General features: G+C 52.3%; 14 protein-coding genes. 5 read left to right on the top strand and 9 right to left on the bottom strand.

All coding sequences use genetic code 11. The annotated features are described in order from the left end of the window. Positions 1–105 precede the first annotated feature (105 nt). The 5 genes from nanA to nanQ all read left to right on the top strand — a co-directional run bounded on the left by nanA (position 106) and on the right by nanQ (position 4,664). Positions 106–999, top strand: a complete 894-nt coding sequence (nanA, locus tag A1SC_RS08655) for an N-acetylneuraminate lyase (RefSeq protein WP_000224706.1) — start codon at positions 106–108, stop codon at positions 997–999. Positions 1,000–1,107: 108 nt separating this feature from the next. Continuing rightward, the gene (nanT, locus tag A1SC_RS08660) at positions 1,108–2,598 is read left to right on the top strand and encodes a sialic acid transporter NanT (RefSeq protein ID WP_000108263.1); all 1,491 of its coding nucleotides are present in this window, start codon (positions 1,108–1,110) and stop codon (positions 2,596–2,598) included. Between the two features lie 46 nt (positions 2,599–2,644). Further along, complete coding sequence (locus tag A1SC_RS08665; protein ID WP_000054233.1) at positions 2,645–3,334, top strand: N-acetylmannosamine-6-phosphate 2-epimerase; 690 nt, start codon at positions 2,645–2,647, stop codon at positions 3,332–3,334. Then, the gene (gene nanK, locus A1SC_RS08670) at positions 3,331–4,206 is read left to right on the top strand and encodes an N-acetylmannosamine kinase (protein WP_016262600.1); all 876 of its coding nucleotides are present in this window, start codon (positions 3,331–3,333) and stop codon (positions 4,204–4,206) included. Before A1SC_RS08665 ends, nanK begins: the two co-directional genes overlap by 4 nt. Beyond that, positions 4,203–4,664 carry an N-acetylneuraminate anomerase gene (gene nanQ, locus A1SC_RS08675; protein ID WP_016262599.1) on the top strand — a complete coding sequence of 154 codons (462 nt, stop codon included), beginning with the start codon at positions 4,203–4,205 and terminating at the stop codon, positions 4,662–4,664. The genes nanK and nanQ overlap by 4 nt, the downstream gene beginning before the upstream one ends. Positions 4,665–4,757: 93 nt before the next feature. Here the strand turns inward: nanQ and A1SC_RS08680 are convergent, their stop codons facing one another. The 9 genes from A1SC_RS08680 to gltB all read right to left on the bottom strand — a co-directional run bounded on the left by A1SC_RS08680 (position 4,758) and on the right by gltB (position 17,833). Then, positions 4,758–5,621, bottom strand: coding sequence for a StfH/YfcO family fimbrial adhesin (locus tag A1SC_RS08680; RefSeq protein ID WP_016262598.1), 864 nt, complete (start codon positions 5,619–5,621; stop codon positions 4,758–4,760). 1 nt (position 5,622) lies between these two features. After that, positions 5,623–6,138 (bottom strand): fimbrial protein, encoded by a 516-nt coding sequence (locus A1SC_RS08685; RefSeq protein WP_016262597.1) that lies wholly within the window; start codon positions 6,136–6,138, stop codon positions 5,623–5,625. 17 nt (positions 6,139–6,155) lie between these two features. Next, positions 6,156–6,629, bottom strand: coding sequence for a fimbrial protein (locus tag A1SC_RS08690; protein WP_016262596.1), 474 nt, complete (start codon positions 6,627–6,629; stop codon positions 6,156–6,158). Next, the gene (locus tag A1SC_RS08695; RefSeq protein ID WP_016262595.1) at positions 6,626–7,132 is read right to left on the bottom strand and encodes a fimbrial protein; all 507 of its coding nucleotides are present in this window, start codon (positions 7,130–7,132) and stop codon (positions 6,626–6,628) included. Before A1SC_RS08695 ends, A1SC_RS08690 begins: the two co-directional genes overlap by 4 nt. Positions 7,133–7,144: 12 nt before the next feature. Then, on the bottom strand, positions 7,145–7,888 hold the full coding sequence (locus tag A1SC_RS08700) for a fimbria/pilus periplasmic chaperone (RefSeq protein ID WP_032141515.1): 744 nt from the start codon (positions 7,886–7,888) through the stop codon (positions 7,145–7,147). 49 nt (positions 7,889–7,937) lie between these two features. Then, positions 7,938–10,565 (bottom strand): outer membrane usher protein, encoded by a 2,628-nt coding sequence (locus A1SC_RS08705; RefSeq protein ID WP_016262593.1) that lies wholly within the window; start codon positions 10,563–10,565, stop codon positions 7,938–7,940. 101 nt (positions 10,566–10,666) lie between these two features. Continuing rightward, complete coding sequence (locus A1SC_RS08710; protein ID WP_016262592.1) at positions 10,667–11,230, bottom strand: fimbrial protein; 564 nt, start codon at positions 11,228–11,230, stop codon at positions 10,667–10,669. 711 nt (positions 11,231–11,941) lie between these two features. Continuing rightward, positions 11,942–13,360, bottom strand: coding sequence for a glutamate synthase subunit GltD (gene gltD, locus A1SC_RS08715; protein ID WP_000081688.1), 1,419 nt, complete (start codon positions 13,358–13,360; stop codon positions 11,942–11,944). Positions 13,361–13,372: 12 nt separating this feature from the next. Next, positions 13,373–17,833, bottom strand: a complete 4,461-nt coding sequence (gltB, locus tag A1SC_RS08720) for a glutamate synthase large subunit (protein ID WP_032141514.1) — start codon at positions 17,831–17,833, stop codon at positions 13,373–13,375. Positions 17,834–18,449 lie beyond the last annotated feature (616 nt).

Here is an 18,449-nt window from a genome sequence, read left to right as displayed (position 1 = left end):
GATCGCATTATAAGCGTTCTGTATGATGTGTTGCTTATTTGATCTGGTATAACAGGTATAAAGGTATATCGTTTTTAACAGGCAAGCATCACTTCAGAGGTATTTATGGCAACGAATTTACGTGGCGTAATGGCCGCACTCCTGACTCCTTTTGACCAACAACAAGCACTGGATAAAGCGAGTCTGCGCCGCCTGGTTCAGTTCAATATTCAGCAGGGCATCGACGGCCTGTACGTAGGTGGTTCAACCGGTGAAGCCTTTGTGCAGAGCCTTTCCGAGCGTGAACAGGTACTGGAGATTGTCGCTGAAGAAGCAAAAGGCAAGATTAAACTCATCGCTCACGTAGGTTGCGTCAGCACTGCGGAAAGCCAGCAACTTGCGGCATCTGCTAAACGTTATGGCTTTGATGCTGTCTCTGCGGTCACGCCGTTCTACTATCCTTTCAGCTTTGAAGAACACTGCGATCACTACCGGGCAATCATTGATTCGGCGGATGGTTTGCCGATGGTGGTGTACAACATTCCGGCACTGAGCGGTGTAAAACTGAGTCTGGATCAGATCAACACCCTGGTTACGCTGCCAGGCGTAGGGGCGTTGAAACAGACCTCTGGCGATCTCTATCAGATGGAACAGATCCGTCGCGAACATCCGGATCTGGTGCTCTATAACGGTTACGACGAAATCTTCGCCTCCGGCCTGCTGGCGGGCGCAGACGGTGGTATTGGCAGTACTTACAACATTATGGGATGGCGTTATCAGGGTATCGTGAAGGCGCTGAAAGAAGGGGATATCCAGACCGCGCAGAAACTGCAAACCGAATGTAATAAAGTCATTGATTTACTGATTAAAACGGGCGTATTCCGCGGTCTGAAAACCGTTCTGCACTATATGGATGTGGTGTCTGTGCCGCTGTGTCGCAAACCGTTTGGTCCGGTGGATGAAAAATATCTGCCAGAACTGAAGGCGCTGGCCCAGCAGTTGATGCAAGAGCGCGGGTGAGTTCTTTTCCCTCACCCGCCCCTACCGGGTGAGGGGAAATAACCGCATCTGTACCCTACAACTTTCATACCAAAGCGTGTGGGCATCGCCCACCGCGGGAGACTCACAATGAGTACAACGATCCAGAATATCCCGTGGTATCGCCATCTCAACCGCGCACAATGGCGGGCATTTTCCGCTGCCTGGTTGGGATACCTGCTTGATGGTTTTGATTTCGTTTTAATTGCCCTGGTACTTACTGAAGTACAGGGTGAGTTTGGGCTGACGACGGTACAGGCAGCAAGCCTGATCTCCGCAGCCTTCATCTCTCGCTGGTTCGGCGGCCTGATGCTTGGCGCTATGGGCGACCGCTACGGACGTCGACTGGCAATGGTCACCAGTATTGTTCTCTTTTCTGCCGGTACACTGGCTTGCGGCTTTGCGCCTGGCTACATCACTATGTTTATCGCGCGTCTGGTGATCGGTATGGGGATGGCGGGTGAATACGGCTCCAGCGCTACTTATGTGATTGAAAGCTGGCCAAAACACTTGCGCAACAAAGCCAGTGGTTTTCTGATTTCAGGCTTCTCCGTGGGGGCTGTAGTTGCCGCTCAGGTTTACAGTCTGGTGGTTCCGGTCTGGGGCTGGCGTGCGCTGTTCTTTATCGGCATTTTACCCATCATCTTCGCTCTCTGGCTGCGTAAAAACATCCCGGAAGCGGAAGACTGGAAAGAGAAGCACGCAGGTAAAGCGCCGGTACGCACGATGGTGGATATTCTTTATCGCGGTGAACATCGCATCGCCAATATTGTGATGACGCTGGCAGCGGCTACTGCGCTGTGGTTCTGCTTTGCCGGTAACCTGCAAAATGCCGCAATCGTCGCTGTTCTCGGGCTGTTATGTGCTGCGATCTTTATTAGCTTTATGGTTCAGAGTACGGGCAAGCGCTGGCCAACGGGCGTGACGCTGATGGTGGTTGTGTTGTTTGCTTTCCTTTACTCATGGCCGATTCAGGCGCTGCTGCCGACGTATCTGAAAACCGATTTGGCGTATGACCCACATACGGTCGCCAATGTCCTGTTCTTTAGTGGCTTTGGTGCGGCAGTTGGCTGCTGCGTTGGTGGCTTCCTCGGTGACTGGCTGGGAACGCGCAAAGCCTACGTTTGTAGCCTGCTGGCCTCGCAATTGCTGATTATTCCGGTATTTGCGATTGGCGGTGCAAACGTCTGGGTACTCGGTCTGTTACTGTTCTTCCAGCAAATGCTTGGTCAGGGGATCTCCGGGATCTTGCCGAAACTGATCGGCGGTTATTTTGATACCGACCAGCGAGCGGCGGGACTGGGCTTTACCTACAACGTTGGTGCATTGGGTGGTGCACTGGCACCGATCATTGGTGCGCTGATTGCTCAACGCCTGGACCTGGGGACGGCTCTGGGATCGCTCTCGTTCAGCCTGACGTTTGTGGTGATCCTGCTGATTGGTCTGGATATGCCCTCCCGGGTTCAGCGCTGGTTGCGCCCGGAAGCATTGCGTACTCATGACTCCATCGACGGCAAACCATTCAGCGGTGCGGTGCCGTTTGGCAACACCAAAGATGATTTAGTCAAAACCAAAAGTTAATCCTGTAGCCCGGTTCTGAACCGGGCCTTTCGCGAAGGGAAGAAGTATGTCGTTACTTGCACAACTGGATCAAAAAATCGCCGCTAATGGTGGCCTGATTGTCTCCTGCCAGCCGGTTCCTGACAGCCCGCTCGATAAACCCGAAATCGTCGCAGCTATGGCATTAGCGGCAGAGCAGGCCGGTGCGGTTGCTATTCGTATAGAAGGAGTGGCAAACCTGAAAGCCACTCGTGCGGTAGTGAGCGTGCCGATTATCGGGATTGTGAAACGCGATCTGGAGGATTCGCCGGTACGTATTACCGCCTACATTGAAGATGTTGATGCGCTGGCACAGGCGGGCGCGGACATTATCGCGATTGATGGCACCGATCGCCCGCGTCCGGTGCCTGTTGAAACACTGTTGGCACGTATTCACCATCACGGATTGCTGGCGATGACCGACTGCTCAACGCCGGAAGACGGCCTGGCTTGCCAAAAACTGGGTGCTGAGATTATTGGCACGACGCTTTCTGGCTATACCACGCCTGAAACCCCGGAAGAGCCTGATCTGGCGCTGGTGAAAACGTTGAGCGATGCCGGATGTCGGGTGATTGCCGAAGGGCGATACAACACGCCAGCGCAGGCGGCAGATGCCATGCGTCATGGCGCATGGGCGGTGACAGTCGGTTCAGCCATTACGCGTCTTGAGCACATTTGCCAGTGGTACAACACAGCGATGAAAAAGGCGGTGCTATGACCATACTGGCGATTGATATCGGCGGTACTAAACTTGCTGCCGCGCTGATTGGTGCTGACAGGCAGATCCGCGATCGCCGTGAACTCCCCACGCCTGCCAGCCAGACACCGGAAGCATTGCGTGAAGCCTTAGCCACATTAGTCGCACCGTTGCAAGCTCATGCGCAGCAGGTGGCCATCGCTTCAACCGGGATAATCCGCAACGGCAGCCTGCTGGCGCTAAATCCACATAATCTCGGCGGATTGCTGCACTTTCCGCTAGTCAAAACGCTGGAACAGCTTACCGACTTGCCGACGATTGCCATTAACGACGCACAGGCCGCAGCGTGGGCAGAGTATCAGGCGCTGGAGAGGGATATTACCGACATGGTGTTTATCACTGTTTCCACTGGTGTTGGCGGTGGGGTAGTCAGCGACGGCAAACTGCTTACTGGCCCAGGCGGCCTGGCGGGGCATATTGGACATACGCTGGCTGATCCTCATGGTCCAGTCTGCGGTTGTGGACGTGTCGGCTGTGTGGAAGCGATTGCTTCCGGTCGTGGCATTGCGGCTGCGGCGCAGGGTGAGCTGGCGGGGGCGAATGCGAAAACCATTTTTACGCGCGCCGGTCAGGGCGACGAACATGCACAGCAACTGATTCACCGCTCCGCACATGCGCTGGCAAGACTGATTGCCGATGTTAAAGCTACGACCGATTGCCAGTGCGTGGTGGTCGGTGGCAGCGTCGGGTTGGCAGAAGGGTATCTGGCGCTGGTGGAAACGTATCTGGCGCAGGAGCCAGCGGCATTTCATGTTGAGTTACTGGCGGCGCACTACCGCCACGATGCAGGCTTACTTGGGGCTGCGTTGTTGGCCCAGGGAGAAAAATTATGATGATGGGTGAAGTACAGTCATTACCATCTGCCGGTTTGCATCCGGTATTGATGGATGCGTTAACGCTGGCGTTAAGCGCCTGCCCACAAGAGAAATCGCCAGGTCGTTATGAACTGCGCGGCGATGATATCTTTATGAATGTGATGACATTTTCTACTCAGCCCGCAGAGAGTAAAAAAGCGGAACTACATACGCAATATGTTGATATTCAGCTTTTACTGAGTGGCGAAGAACGGATTAACTTCGGTGTCGCGGATTCCGCCCGTGCGTGCGAAGAGCTGCATGTGGAAGAGGATTATCAGCTTTGTAACGCCATTGAGAATGAACAAACCATTATCATGAAACCGGGGATGTTCGCCGTGTTTATGCCGGGAGAACCGCATAAGCCTGGGTGTGTTGTTGAGTCTGTTGCTGAGATTAAGAAGGTGGTGGTGAAGGTGAATCGCCACATTCTTTAGCGCTATACTTTTAGCCCGGCTGAACCGGGCTTATTACTTTCTCAGGTTTGGGCGGAGCGCGATCACACCCCGACATTCACCGACATTTCCGGCCTACAACTCTTCCATCAGATACTGGAAATAACACTCGGTCGTAAATTGCCCCGTGCCCGCCGTATTGACTTCAACCGCAATGTTACTCAGCGTTTGGTCGTAAGGCGAACTGTCAGCGACGACCGCCGTGACGTTACTGTTGCCACCCTCGACATTTGTGCATCCCTGGCTCGTTAATTTGGTCATCTCACTGACATAACGACAGTAGCTGCCACGCGTATCATTCAGACTGCCATCACACAATTTGCCGCTTTCCATCAGATAGGTCGGCAGGTTGGCATGAACGACGCCCCCCGTTGAGGTGATGTTGAGTAACATGTCATTCTGGACGCGATCTTTACTCCAGGAAATATCAAATGATGCCACAGGAACGGTGGGGCAGATGGAACCATGGGCGACAGGGCCGTCATAGATACCATGCGCACCCGTTGATGTCGCCCAGATATCGGCTACCCACGGGCAGCCGTAGGAGTCTGTCTGCGTATCCACTTTAATTTCAAACCAGGCACAGTTCCAACCATCCGGCAACGGGCCACAAAGAGCATTATCGACGTTGGTATTATCATAATCAGTCACGGTAATCGTAGGATTCGGTGGAAGAGGCCCAGGGCCATTGGCGAGGCTCCAGGTGTCCATGTGATAGGGGACACCTCGAGCCAGGTAACTGGTTAACGTACCTGTAAACAGGCCATTTGGCGTCAGGATATTTACATGAAGCTTCAGGAGGGTACGGCCGATGTCATCTACGACGTAATATAACCTTTGGGTGTTGAATTGGACTTTGAGGTTAGGTTTAGCAAAACAGCTATTCGCGAATCCAATCGCTAATAACAAAAAGAGTAAAAACGAAGATATTTTTTTCATATCAGAAATACTCAAAAGTGGCGGTCATACTGGCGGAGAACTCGCCTGGTACAATCGTGACGCCGGGTTCAACCTGAAGCCAGGCATTGAAATTGAGCGTGGTATTCGGGGCGGTAAGCGGGAATGTCACTCCCGCTGTGCTATTAACCGGTACGGCGGTTCCGTTACTTGTTTCAATTCCAATACCAACCCCGCTGGCGCGTGAGCCCGAGGCGAGCGCGAGGAAACCCGCCGCCAATAACGGGTCTTCAGTGCCGGAAAATGTCACCTTGACGTTTTGCAGAGAACTTTCACAGTTCGCCAGTTTCAGCGTCACCGGCACGCGCGCCGACTGCCCGCTGGCCTGTAAATCTGCTGCATCTGCGGGCGGAAAGATGATTTCTTCCATCGCAGTTCCGACAATGACCGGCGAACAGGAACCCGCCAGCAGGTTACCCGTGAAGTGGACGTTGTTCGCCGCATGAGCCGACGCCGCTAACATCCCACACAGCGACAGCACCGATACTATTCGTTTCATCATTTCGCTCCCTGCTGTTATTGGTAATCCACGCGTAGCGTCGCCCAGGCCTCGAAATTCTGTTCGCTGAGGTTCGCGCTGACGCTTTTTACGGGGACAGCTTCCAGAACGGGCAAATTTGCCTCATCGACAGTAATGGTGCTGCCTGGCTTAAAGGGCTTACTGTTTTCCCAGATTTTGATCCCTAATCCGTCGGCATTGGTTTTGATGGCGGCGTCGTCAAAGTCCACGACATCTCCTGTTAGCGTCAGGGTCATTGCCATCGAATTATCGCGGACGCTTGAGTCGCAGGTAATTTTGTACTCCAGCGGCTGCCTGTAATTGTTGCCATCGATTCGCGTGATGATCACATCACGGAAATTGACGTCTATTCTGGCGTTGTTGCTGATGGTGCAAACAGGCGGCGTCACCAGGTGGCCAATAAAGGTCAGATTATCGGCATGACACAGGCTGCATGCGGCTAAAAGTATCGCGCATCCGATTGTTTTCATTGATAATCCACCACCAGTGTCGCCCCTGCGGTAAAGTCGCCTGAACTGAGCGTTGTCGCTGAATTTTTTACTGGCGTTGCTTCCAGCGCCGGGCCGCTGCCTGAAAAATTAAAATGGAACCAGGATGTGCTCCCTGGCTCGAGGAGGGTATGTTCATTCACCGTACGGACCCGTATTCCCAGCCCATCCACATTCGTTTTCAGTACGGACTCGCCGTTGATGGTGACAACCGTACCCTGCAACTGCATTTTCAGTGCATTCGCAATTCGCTTATCGCAATTCAGGCTGTAACCCACCGTTTGGGTATAGTTTGTGCCGTCGATTTTGGTCGTGAGCACATCGTTAAAGTTCACCGTTCCGCCGGTGACGGTGCAAGGTGGCGGCGCGTCGACGGCGATACGTAACGTCATTTTTACGCTTTTATTCCCTGCATATACCGATGCACTCAGTAACATCAGAGCGCTCAATGACAGTGAAAGTGGGGCTCTGCTTCGCCTTCTCATTAAGCCTCCGAATTATCCTTTACTGCTTCTGGCGTCATCGACATGGCACTCTGCGCCGCTGCACTGGAAATAGAGAGGCTGTCGTCCACCGTAGTCGTTGACATACGTCAGTACCGGCGCGCTTCCCAGATCGGACGCACGGCCTTTCATCTCCTGGCTGGTTGCAGGAGGCATCACCAGCGGTTCAAAGCCTGTGATGGGCTGACCGCCTTTCTGTGTGCTGGCGGAGCTGATAATGACGTAATAACTGGTTGGGTTTTTGACCAGGTAATGATCTCCCTGGCGACTCAGAGTGACCTGATGTTGCCAGGGATGCTCAGGATCGACCTTTTTGGCCAGCGCGGCGGGGCGATAGAACAGTTTGATACGCGTTTGCAGCGCAATTTGCAGCGAATTGGGTTTATCGCTTTTCGGCGGAATTTCTCGCACATTAAAGTAAAACAGCGTCTCTTTATCCTGCGCTAAGGTGCTAATGTCAGGCATTCCCTGCACTTTGACCTGACCTTCCGTTTTCGCCTCTATACGTTGCACGGGCGGCAGAACAGCCAGTGGCGAGGTGATTTTCTCGCCTTTTTCGTTTTCAACCCACGTCTGCGCTAAATAGGGCAGGGTTTGGCTGTCATTTTTGAGCGTCACGCTGATCGATTTCTCGCCGCCTTTATAGACCAGACGCGTGCGGTCTGGCGCAATGGCGGCCTGCGCGCAGGAGGTAAAAAAGAGAATTGCGCTCAGACAAGAAATATTCGTCTTCCACATCCCTGGTGCGTAAATGTTGTTATTTACCATGTTCCCTGTTCCTGAATAATTAATAGGCGTTGTCTGATAATGCTTCTGGTTTAGCCGATGGCGTAATGCGCTGTGTCTGCTCCTGGATAATCGGTTTTATCTCCATGGCTGGGCGCGGTTTATCCGGGTTGGCTAACTGACACGGCAATAACAAACCACTAAATAGGTTTTTCGGTAACGGGTCGGGCAATGAGACGTCACACTGTTTTTCGCCTGACCAGTAAACCTGTAAGTTTTCACCCGCTTTTACGCCAGCGAGATAGACATGCCCGTCGTCATCAACCAACCCGATTTGCTGCTGGTGGCTGTTTTTAACTTCCGCGCCAAAGGGGGGATAGTCGCCATTTTCCATGCGCAGAACGGCCATCGCTTTTTCACCGCTGATCACGCCAAATTCGCGATAGCCAATCGCACCTTCGGTAAGCGTGGCCTGCACAGTAGATTGCGTTGCCTCGGCATCTTCAGGCAATTGATTGATATCAATGCGAATTTGGTTGCGGTAATAGTCATTGACGTCCGTCAGAACGGCCTTACCGAACCTATTGGAATAGACCGGAGAGTTGTAACCGCCGATGGGGACATCAGCGACGCCGCCGGTATCGACCAGAATACGGCTGCCGCCAGAGAGATTCGTGCGGTGTAATGCCCCACCTTTTGCGGTTAACGTTGCGCCGCCACGCATCGTCAGACCCGCAGAGGTGTAATCGCCTTCCTGATAGTTTGCGCTGACGTCCACGTCCGCATAACTCCCTTCATGGCTGTAGAACCCTTCAGCCCGGGTGTTATTGCCGGACTGGCCCAGACTTAATTGATAGTTGCTGCGATCGTTCAGGCGCTGGTAATAACTGACCTGGCTGGAATTGTCGTCGTCGCTAAACATGCCGTTGTAGCTGATGGACTTATCGTTGCCCCAGGGGATCATCAGTGAAACATAGACACCATCGTCGGATTCATTGTCATATTCACTGCGATAAGCGGTCAGAGAGAGGCTCATATTCTTCATTGAACCGACGTCAAAATAATGAGAGACCATGAGGTTGTAGTTGTTCTGGTCTCCTCTGTCCCAATATGTCCGGCGGTTCCAGGTCAGGTAAACGTTGAGCGCGGGGTCGCTAAAATTCTGGCTATAGCTGACGGTGTACATCTCTTTATCGTGGCCTGCACGGACGTTGTCATCATGCAGCGCATCGAGATATTCGCTCATCGTCATGTAGTTTTCTTCGGAAAACCGATAACCGGCAAAGGTAAAGCGGCTGTTTAACTGATCAAAATCTTTGGCGTAGCTGATGCGATAGGAGTTCCCCTGGAGAGTACCGTGTCCATATTCGCCCGCTTCCGGGAGTTGAGTTCGTGAATGGGTGACGTCAAGGGCGAGTGCTCCCAGTACCGCCATATCGCGGCCGATACCAATGGCGACGGCCTGATAATGTTCTTCACCCACAGCACCGCCGTACAGCGACCAGCTATTGGCAAAGCCCCATGATGCTTCACCAGCGGCAAACGCGTTACCTTCAGCGTGATGGTTCCAGTCCTGTGGACGCCCCACCGTGCCTTTGTAACGCACCATGCCCTGGCGGGTTAAAAAGGGAATGGAGGCGGTACTGACGTCATATTCCTGAACCTGGCCGCTTTGCTCTTCAATGCGGACATGTAAATCGCCGGATACCGCTTCGTTGATATCCTGAATATGGAATGGGCCAGCAGGAACCTGTGACTCATAAATAACGCGACCTTGCTGCGTTACGGTGACTTTCGCATTGGTACGCGCGACGCCAGAGATGTCCGGTGCATAGCCACGCAGGTTTGGCGGAAGCATTTGATCATCGGTTTGTACGCTGGCACCGAGGTAGTTAAAGGTGTCGAAGATATTCGAGGCAAGAGCGTCTTCACCGAGCGTCAGTTTTGCCCCAAGGCCGGGTAATGCACGCCATGCGTAATAGCGGCTCCATTCCCAGTCACGCAGATCTTGCCCTTCACTGTCGCTGGTATTCAGATAACTGGCCTGCCAGTCAGCACGTAAGCGCCATGCGCCCAGGTTACCGCCAACAGTACCGTTCGCCGTGATGTCATGTTCATCGACGCCATCATTCTGCTGATGGCGAACCTGAGCATTCATGTTGTAATCGAATATCAACCCGGGAATACCTTCATCCCAGCGCGAGGGCGGATCCCATTCTGCGTCGGTATATTCCAGCCAGGCCTGGGGGATCGTCACCTCAAGCTGGGACTGACTTAAATTTGCCTGTATTACCATGCCTTCAATCTGGCCCGGTTGCAGGCATTGGCCGTCTTTAATCCATTGTAATGTTTCGACTAATTCTGGTTTTAGTCCCAGCTTTGATATGACATCGGGAGAAAGACAAGGGAAGCTGTTACTCGGGTCATCCTCTTTAGGATACCAATGAATGTCATTCTCCTCTGCCAGAGGATATTTATTTACGACAACCTGCAAGTTGTAATTTCCCGGAAGGACATAACCTTTTCGGGAGAATTTTCCTAAATCAATTTTTGTCCCACCTTTTACGTCAAGAAATTGGGTATTAAATTCAACAGCCTCTTCTGCATTGCTTTTCCCGGAGAGACCGGTCAGCGTCATCATGATTGCCAGACTTAATATTCGTAAGCGGAAAGGGGCATGGTGTTGCATCAGATAAACCGTCCTGATAATAACAATAATGAGTGTTTTTAATTTTTATTAATGCCCTGACATTCCTTGTTCAGGGCATTGCACTTATTACAGCGGGTAAATTACAGGTAGCTAATCTGGAAATTAACCTGGCTATTGAATTCACCAATATCAATTGTGCCAGTTGCGTCGCCTTTCACCCATGCGCTGAAATCGACTTCCTGGTTAGGCAGGCCTTTGGCCGGAGTGTTTCCATCCATCTGCAGTTTGGTTTCTGACGCAGTACCCAGTTTGAGTGCTGCACCTTTGCTGGTTCCGATAACAATACTGGCCCCATTCATTTCACCGCTGGCCCCCATCAGTGCCAGGTTGCCCGGGTTGGCCGTTGATTCGTTACCTGCTGCGCTGAACACCGTGGACATTTTGGTTTCAGTGGTGAATACGCAGTGTTCCAGACGGATTTTGAACGGCACAGCCGTGGAGGATTTGCCACCAGTCAGAGAACCTGTACCGATATGGCCGAGGTTAACGGTCTGATGTTCGTCACCCACCACAATGGAGCACGGAGAGTCTTCAATCGTACCGATAAAATTGACTGTGCCGGTATTGCTGCCCACCGCATTTGCATAAGATGAAAATCCCATAACCATCGCCGTTGCCAGTGCAGCTTTTACTAACTTTTTCATTATTTGTCCTTAAATTTAAATGTGAATAAGCACTGTTTTCCGTTAACAGTTAACGTGAGAGCCGTGCTTGCGCTTTAAATTTTTATAGGGGCTATTAATAAATATATTATTTATTCTTGTATTTGGGTCTAAATAAAATATTGTTTGCTGACTTTTTTGTTGAATAACCCACGCATAAATAATTTACCCGAGGTAAATATTAATGCGGAAAGTCTACGGCGTTATTTAATATTATGGTAAATCTTTTTTTGTGGTTGATTATCAGATTAGTACCTGATTAATGATTTAATATATGTTATTCATGTTGTGAATTTAATTTGTCGTAAGGGTATTCTTAATTGTTGGGAGATAGATGCTTTTTTCGCTTAAAAACCGAACGGCTATTTTGCATTTTAATGTAATCTATACTATTTATTTCTACTTTGAATATGTTGGCATTAATATTTTATTAAAAATTAATGAGAATAACATTCACGCTGTGAATTGTTTTATCAATAATAATGTTTTTTAATTAGGTTTAATTAATGATTTTTTACAACTGTATTTATTACGACTCCATTTATTAAGTGAGATATTCAAATTTATTGTCAGGGGGGGGAATACTTTCAGACACAGAGTGTAATTTTCAGGAGAGAGATGTTTCGGGGGAGGGCTTCAGCCCTATCACCGGCCAGATAAAACGGATGATGATAGAGCCGTGAGAGGTTTTTGTTATACTTCCAGCCAGTTCATGATCCCGTCAGCAGCTTTGCGGCCTTCGGCAATTGCCGTTACCACCAGGTCTGAACCTCGCACAATGTCACCACCGGCGAAGATTTTCGGGTTGCTGGTCTGGAAGGCGTTGTCGCTTCGCTCTGGAGCGATAATGCGGCCCTGGGGATCCAGTTCGACGCTGTGTTGTGCCAGCCATTCCATGCTGTGTGGACGGAAACCAAACGCCATGATCACCGCATCTGCCGGAATGATATGTTCAGAGCCTGCGACAATCTCCGCGCGGCGACGGCCTTTAGCATCGGGTTCGCCCATTTCGGTACGCACCATTTTCACGCCGCTGACTTTGCCGTTGCCATTCACTTCAATACCCAGCGGCTGGACGTTGAATTTGAACTCCACACCTTCTTCCCGCGCGTTTTTCACTTCGCGACGGGAACCCGGCATGTTCTCTTCATCACGACGATAGGCACAGGTGACGTGCTTCGCTCCCTGGCGCACGGAAGTGCGCACGCAGTCCATCGCGGTGTCGCCGCCGCCAAGTACCACTACGCGTTTGCCTTCCATGCTGACGAACGGTTCTTCGTTGGTTTCGCCAAAACCCATTAACTGTTTGGTGTTGGCGATGAGGAACGGTAGCGCCGCGTACACGCCGTCGGCGTCTTCGTTTTCCAGTCCACCGCGCATTGACTGATAGGTCCCGACACCGAGGAACACTGCATCGTAATCGTTCAGTAGATCGTCCAGTTGTACGTCACGACCCACTTCGGTATTGAGTTGGAACTCAATGCCCATGCCGGTGAAGATTTCACGGCGGCGCGTCATCACCTCTTTTTCCAGCTTGAAGGCCGGAATGCCAAAGGTCAGCAGACCGCCGATTTCCGGATGACGGTCGAAGACGACAGCTTTCACACCGTTGCGCGTTAACACATCCGCACACGCCAGCCCCGCCGGACCTGCGCCGATAATCGCCACTTTTTTACCGGTCTGTTTTACGCCAGACATATCCGGACGCCAGCCCATTTCGAACGCTTTATCATTGATATAGCGTTCAATGTTACCGATGGTCACCGCGCCAAATTCATCATTCAGGGTGCAGGAGCCTTCGCACAGGCGATCCTGTGGGCAGACGCGTCCACACACTTCCGGCAGGGTATTAGTTTGATGCGACAGTTCTGCCGCTTCAAAAATCCGCCCCTCGTTGGCGAGCTTCAGCCAGTTCGGGATGTAGTTGTGTACCGGGCATTTCCATTCGCAGTATGGGTTGCCACACGACAGGCAGCGGTCAGCCTGCGCTTTGGCCTGGCCTTCGGAAAACGGCTCGTAAATTTCGACGAACTCAATTTTGCGGATCTTCAGCGGTTTCTTTGGCGGATCAACGCGCTGCAGGTCGATAAATTGATAAACATTCTGACTCATTGTTGCTACCCCTTACTGCGCCTGCACGCGCAACTCTGCTGCACTACGACTACGGTGACCCAGCAGTGCTTTTACATCACTGGACTTCGGTTTAACCAGCGCGAATTTGCTGGCGAAGGTTGACCAGTTAGCCAGGATCTCTTCACCACGCTGGGAACCGGTGTGTTGCACATGCTCGGTGATAAGACCACGCAGATGCTCTTCATGGATCGCCAGGGAGTCAACGCTTAACACTTCCACCAGTTCCGGGTTAACGCGTTTGCGGAAATCACCACTTTCGTCGAGAACGTAAGCGAAGCCCCCGGTCATGCCTGCGCCAAAGTTAACGCCGGTTTTACCCAGAATACAGACGATACCGCCGGTCATATATTCACAACCGTTGTCGCCAATGCCTTCTACCACAGTGATAGCACCAGAGTTACGCACACCGAAACGTTCTCCTGCACGGCCTGCGGCATACAGACGACCACCGGTCGCGCCATACAGGCAGGTGTTGCCGATAATGCTCGCCTCATGGCTGCGGAAGGCCGAACCCACGGGTGGACGAATGGCGATTAAGCCGCCTGCCATGCCTTTACCAACATAGTCGTTAGCATCGCCAGTCAGATACAGCTCCACGCCGCCTGCGTTCCACACGCCGAAGCTCTGACCCGCGGTGCCGTTGAAGTACGCTTTGATAGGATCGGCTGCCAGCCCCTGATCGCCGTGTGTTTGCGCGATGTAGCCAGAGAGTGATGCGCCCACGGAACGGTCGGTGTTGCGAATATCGAACCAGAAGGTTTTGCTCTGGCGCTCATCGACAAACGGTTTCGCCTGTTGCAGCAACTGCGCGTTGAGTATGCCGTTATCAAACGGTGGGTTTTTCTCAGTGCAATAGAGCGCTTTACCCGGATGTGGCTCGGCGGTCTCCAGCAGGCGAGACAGCTCCAGTTTCTGTTGTTTTGCTGTGAAACCATCCAGCTCTTTGAGCAGGTCGGTACGACCAATCAGATCGACCAGACGTGTTACACCCAGTTGCGCCATCAGCTCGCGGGTTTCACGGGCGATAAACTCAAAGTAGTTAGTCACTTTGAACGGTAAGCCGTGATAGTGATTCTTACGCAGTTTTTCGTCCTGAGTTGCTACGCCGGTGGCGCAGTTGTTCAGGTGGCAAATACGCAGGTATTTACAACCCAGCGCCACCATCGGACCGGTGCCAAAGCCAAAGCTTTCCGCGCCGAGAATTGCCGCTTTGATGATATCAACGCCTGTTTTCAGGCCGCCATCAACCTGCAAACGAATTTTATGGCGCAGGCCGTTAGCCACCAGTGCCTGCTGAGTTTCCACCAGACCCAGCTCCCACGGGCAGCCTGCGTATTTCACCGAGGAGAGCGGGCTTGCGCCGGTGCCGCCGTCATAGCCCGCGATGGTGATTAAATCGGCATACGCTTTCGCAACGCCAGTTGCGATAGTTCCGACGCCTGGTTCAGAAACCAGTTTGACGGAGATCATCGCTTTCGGGTTAACCTGTTTCAGGTCGAAAATAAGCTGTGCTAAATCCTCGATAGAGTAGATATCGTGGTGCGGCGGCGGGGAGATCAGCGTTACGCCCGGCACGGAGTAGCGCAGTTTGGCGATATACGGCGTGACTTTATCGCCAGGTAACTGACCACCTTCGCCCGGTTTCGCGCCCTGAGCGACTTTAATCTGAATCACGTCGGCGTTAACCAGATACGCCGGGGTTACGCCGAAGCGGCCAGAAGCGACTTGTTTGATACGTGAGACTTTATTGGTGCCGTAACGCGCCGGATCTTCACCGCCTTCCCCGGAGTTAGAGTTACCGCCGATGCTGTTCATCGCTTCCGCCAGCGCTTCGTGGGCTTCCGGGCTTAATGCGCCGATAGACATCGCTGCGGTATCGAAGCGTTTAAACAGTTCACTGGCTGGTTCAACATCAGCAATGTTGACCGCATCATCACCCGGAGTAATCGCCAGCAGATCGCGCAGTGTCGTTGCCGGACGCTCGTTAACCAGCTTCGCGTATTCCTGATAGTCGCTGTACTCGCCACTCTGAACTGCCTGTTGCAGTGTGCGCACGACGTCCGGGTTGTAGGCGTGGTATTCGCCGCCATGCACGTATTTTAACAAGCCGCCCTGGCTGATGGGTTTACGCGCCAGCCAGGCACGTTTTGAAAGATTCAGCAGATCCTGCTGGAAATCTTCAAAGCTCGCGCCGCCAATGCGGCTGACTGCGCCCTGGAAGCACAGGCTCATCACGTCATCGTGCAGACCGACTGCTTCGAACAGTTTCGAGCAGCGGTAAGAGGCGATGGTGGAGATGCCCATTTTGGACATGATTTTGTACAAGCCTTTGTTGATGCCGTTACGGTAGTTCAGCATCACGGTACGATAGTCTTTGGCAATCGCATGGGTGTCGATTAAGCGTCCCAGCGTTTCATAGGCAAGGTACGGATAAATGGCGGTTGCACCGAAGCCCAGCAGCACAGCGAAGTGGTGCGGATCGCGGGCGCTGGCGGTTTCGACGATGATGTTGGCATCGCAACGCAGGCTTTGATCGACCAGACGGGTCTGGATCGCGCCAACCGCCATCGGAGCCGGAACCGGCAGGCGATCTTTACCGATATTTCGGTCTGAAAGTACCAGTAGCACGGTGCCGCTACGTACCATTTTTTCGGCTTTATCGCACAGCTCTTTAACCGTCGCTTCAAGCGTGGTTTTGCTAACGTCAAAGGTGATATCCAGCGTATCTGCGCGATAGTGCTCCTCTTTCATGGTCGTGAGCTGTTTGAAATCGGAGTAGAGCAGAATTGGCGATTTAAAGCTTAAGCGGTGCGCCTGGCCTTCTGCTTCGCAGAAGACGTTCATTTCACGACCGATGCTGGTGGCGAGCGACATGACATGCGCTTCACGCAGGGGGTCGATTGGCGGGTTAGTCACCTGGGCAAATTGCTGACGGAAGTAGTCGTAAATAATACGCGGCTGGCTGGAGAGCACGGCGAATGGGGTGTCGTCGCCCATCGAACCGACGGCTTCCTGGCCGTTTTCGCCCAGTACGCGGATCACGGAATCCAACTCTTCCGCGCTGTAGTTAAACTGTTTCTGGTAGCTGGCAAGCGTGTCGTCGTCAAGTTCGCGACTCCCCACTTCTTCATCAGGCAAGTCTTCAAACGGCACCAGACGGCGGACGTTTTTCGCCATCCACTCTTTGTACGGATGGCGGCTTTTCAGGTCATCATCGGTTTCCGCCGAGTGCAGAATACGCCCACTGCGAGTGTCGATCACCATCAGCTCACCTGGCCCGACGCGGCCTTTTTCCACCACTTCATCAGGCTGATAATCCCAGATGCCGACTTCAGAGGCGCAGGTGATCAACTTATCTTTGGTGATGACGTAGCGTGCCGGACGCAGACCGTTACGGTCGAGGTTACAGGCGGCGAAACGACCGTCGGACATCACGATGCCCGCCGGGCCATCCCACGGCTCCATATGCATGGAGTTAAAGTCGAAGAACGCGCGCAGTTCCGGGTCCATATCCGGGTTGTTCTGCCAGGCAGGTGGCACTAACAGGCGCATGGCGCGGATGATATCCATCCCGCCCGCCAGCAGCAGTTCCAGCATGTTATCCATCGAGCTGGAGTCGGAGCCGGTTTCGTTCACAAACGGTGCTGCGTCGTGTAAATCGGGGATTAGCGGCGTCTGGAATTTATAAGTACGGGCACGTGCCCACTGACGGTTACCGGTGATGGTGTTGATTTCACCGTTATGTGCGAGGTAACGGAATGGCTGCGCCAGTGGCCAGCGCGGCACGGTGTTGGTGGAGAAGCGTTGATGGAACAGGCAGATAGCTGATTCCAGACGCAGATCCGCAAGATCCAGGTAAAAGCGCGGCAAATCCGCCGGCATACACAGACCTTTATAGATGTTGACCAGATTCGACAGGCTACAGATGTAGAAGTCTTTATCGGATTCGAGACGTTTCTCAATGCGGCGACGGGCGATAAACAGACGGCGTTCCATATCGCGCGGACGCCAGCCAGCCGGAGCGTTAACGAAAATTTGCTCAATGCGTGGCAGAGAGGAGAGGGCAATTTCACCCAGTACGCCTTCGTTGGTGGGGACATCACGCCAGCCCACAATCGACAATGTTTCGCGTTGCAGCTCTTCTTCAACGATGCGGCGTGCGGCAGCGGCGAGTTCGGGATCTTTATTCAGAAAGATCATCCCGACGGCGTAGTTTTTCGCTAAACGCCAGCCGCGTTCTTGCGCAACGATGCGAAAAAAGCGATCCGGTTTTTGTAACAGCAAGCCGCAACCGTCGCCGGTTTTACCATCAGCGAGAATCGCGCCACGGTGCTGCATGCGGGCCAGTGCGTGTATTGCCGTACGCACTACCTTGTGGCTAGGTTCGCCTTCTATGTGGGCGATCAGGCCGAAACCACAGTTGTCCCTCTCAAGGGATTTATCGTACAACATATCGTGAACCTCCCCCAGGCTCTGCGGGAACCCCACTTCCGAACCGTAACGCACGGGCACAGAAAGAGCGTGGCGACGGGGTTTGCGTTTCATACGCTTACCTCGCATTCGCCCCCTTTTTTTGTCCTTTTCGCATCGGTTAATACGGTGAAGAGGGGATCTCAATTACTGCATAAATATGATGAGCAGGCTGCTCATCCAGAAAGCTTCCAGCGGATTTCCAACTTATCGGTAAAGGCGACACAGGTCAAATGGCAAGCTTATTGGTATAGAAATGTGCTTTAGCGCAAAAATATTCATTAATTTATTGAAATTAAATGAAATATCTTATTTTGAATTAAAGTGGGGTGAAAAAGGAAAACGTTGAGTTCCTGACTACTATAGAGGCGTGTTAACCCTTATCCTGCCTTGAACTGACGCTTAAACCAGCATTTTATACTGCATTGAGAGATAAAGGCGTTTCATACTACTGTTTTTGTTTAAAATCCATTAGCGGATAAAAAAATCCGACGCAAGATAAGGAAAAGTAATTAATACGATATTGCATTAAATCTCAGTAATTGTGATTGAATATGCAGTTGGTAAAGGCAGGCCAGGGCGATTGATCCAGGTCATC

This window comes from Escherichia sp. KTE52, assembly GCF_000408325.1.
Taxonomy (GTDB): Bacteria; Pseudomonadota; Gammaproteobacteria; order Enterobacterales; family Enterobacteriaceae; genus Escherichia; species Escherichia marmotae.
Note: the sequence above shows the minus strand (reverse complement) of the source record. Positions and strands in the feature narration are given on the sequence as shown.

Bases quoted from the DNA above. Each gene is read 5' to 3' on its own strand.
- A1SC_RS08680 (WP_016262598.1), bottom strand. From the start codon at position 5,621: ATGAAAAAAATATCTTCGTTTTTACTCTTTTTGTTATTAGCGATTGGA.
- nanT (WP_000108263.1), top strand. From the start codon at position 1,108: ATGAGTACAACGATCCAGAATATCCCGTGGTATCGCCATCTCAACCGC.
- A1SC_RS08700 (WP_032141515.1), bottom strand. From the start codon at position 7,888: ATGTGGAAGACGAATATTTCTTGTCTGAGCGCAATTCTCTTTTTTACC.
- nanA (WP_000224706.1), top strand. From the start codon at position 106: ATGGCAACGAATTTACGTGGCGTAATGGCCGCACTCCTGACTCCTTTT.
- gltB (WP_032141514.1), bottom strand. From the start codon at position 17,833: ATGTTGTACGATAAATCCCTTGAGAGGGACAACTGTGGTTTCGGCCTG.
- A1SC_RS08690 (WP_016262596.1), bottom strand. From the start codon at position 6,629: ATGAAAACAATCGGATGCGCGATACTTTTAGCCGCATGCAGCCTGTGT.
- nanK (WP_016262600.1), top strand. From the start codon at position 3,331: ATGACCATACTGGCGATTGATATCGGCGGTACTAAACTTGCTGCCGCG.
- A1SC_RS08705 (WP_016262593.1), bottom strand. From the start codon at position 10,565: ATGCAACACCATGCCCCTTTCCGCTTACGAATATTAAGTCTGGCAATC.
- nanQ (WP_016262599.1), top strand. From the start codon at position 4,203: ATGATGATGGGTGAAGTACAGTCATTACCATCTGCCGGTTTGCATCCG.
- A1SC_RS08695 (WP_016262595.1), bottom strand. From the start codon at position 7,132: ATGAGAAGGCGAAGCAGAGCCCCACTTTCACTGTCATTGAGCGCTCTG.
- A1SC_RS08665 (WP_000054233.1), top strand. From the start codon at position 2,645: ATGTCGTTACTTGCACAACTGGATCAAAAAATCGCCGCTAATGGTGGC.
- A1SC_RS08710 (WP_016262592.1), bottom strand. From the start codon at position 11,230: ATGAAAAAGTTAGTAAAAGCTGCACTGGCAACGGCGATGGTTATGGGA.
- gltD (WP_000081688.1), bottom strand. From the start codon at position 13,360: ATGAGTCAGAATGTTTATCAATTTATCGACCTGCAGCGCGTTGATCCG.
- A1SC_RS08685 (WP_016262597.1), bottom strand. From the start codon at position 6,138: ATGAAACGAATAGTATCGGTGCTGTCGCTGTGTGGGATGTTAGCGGCG.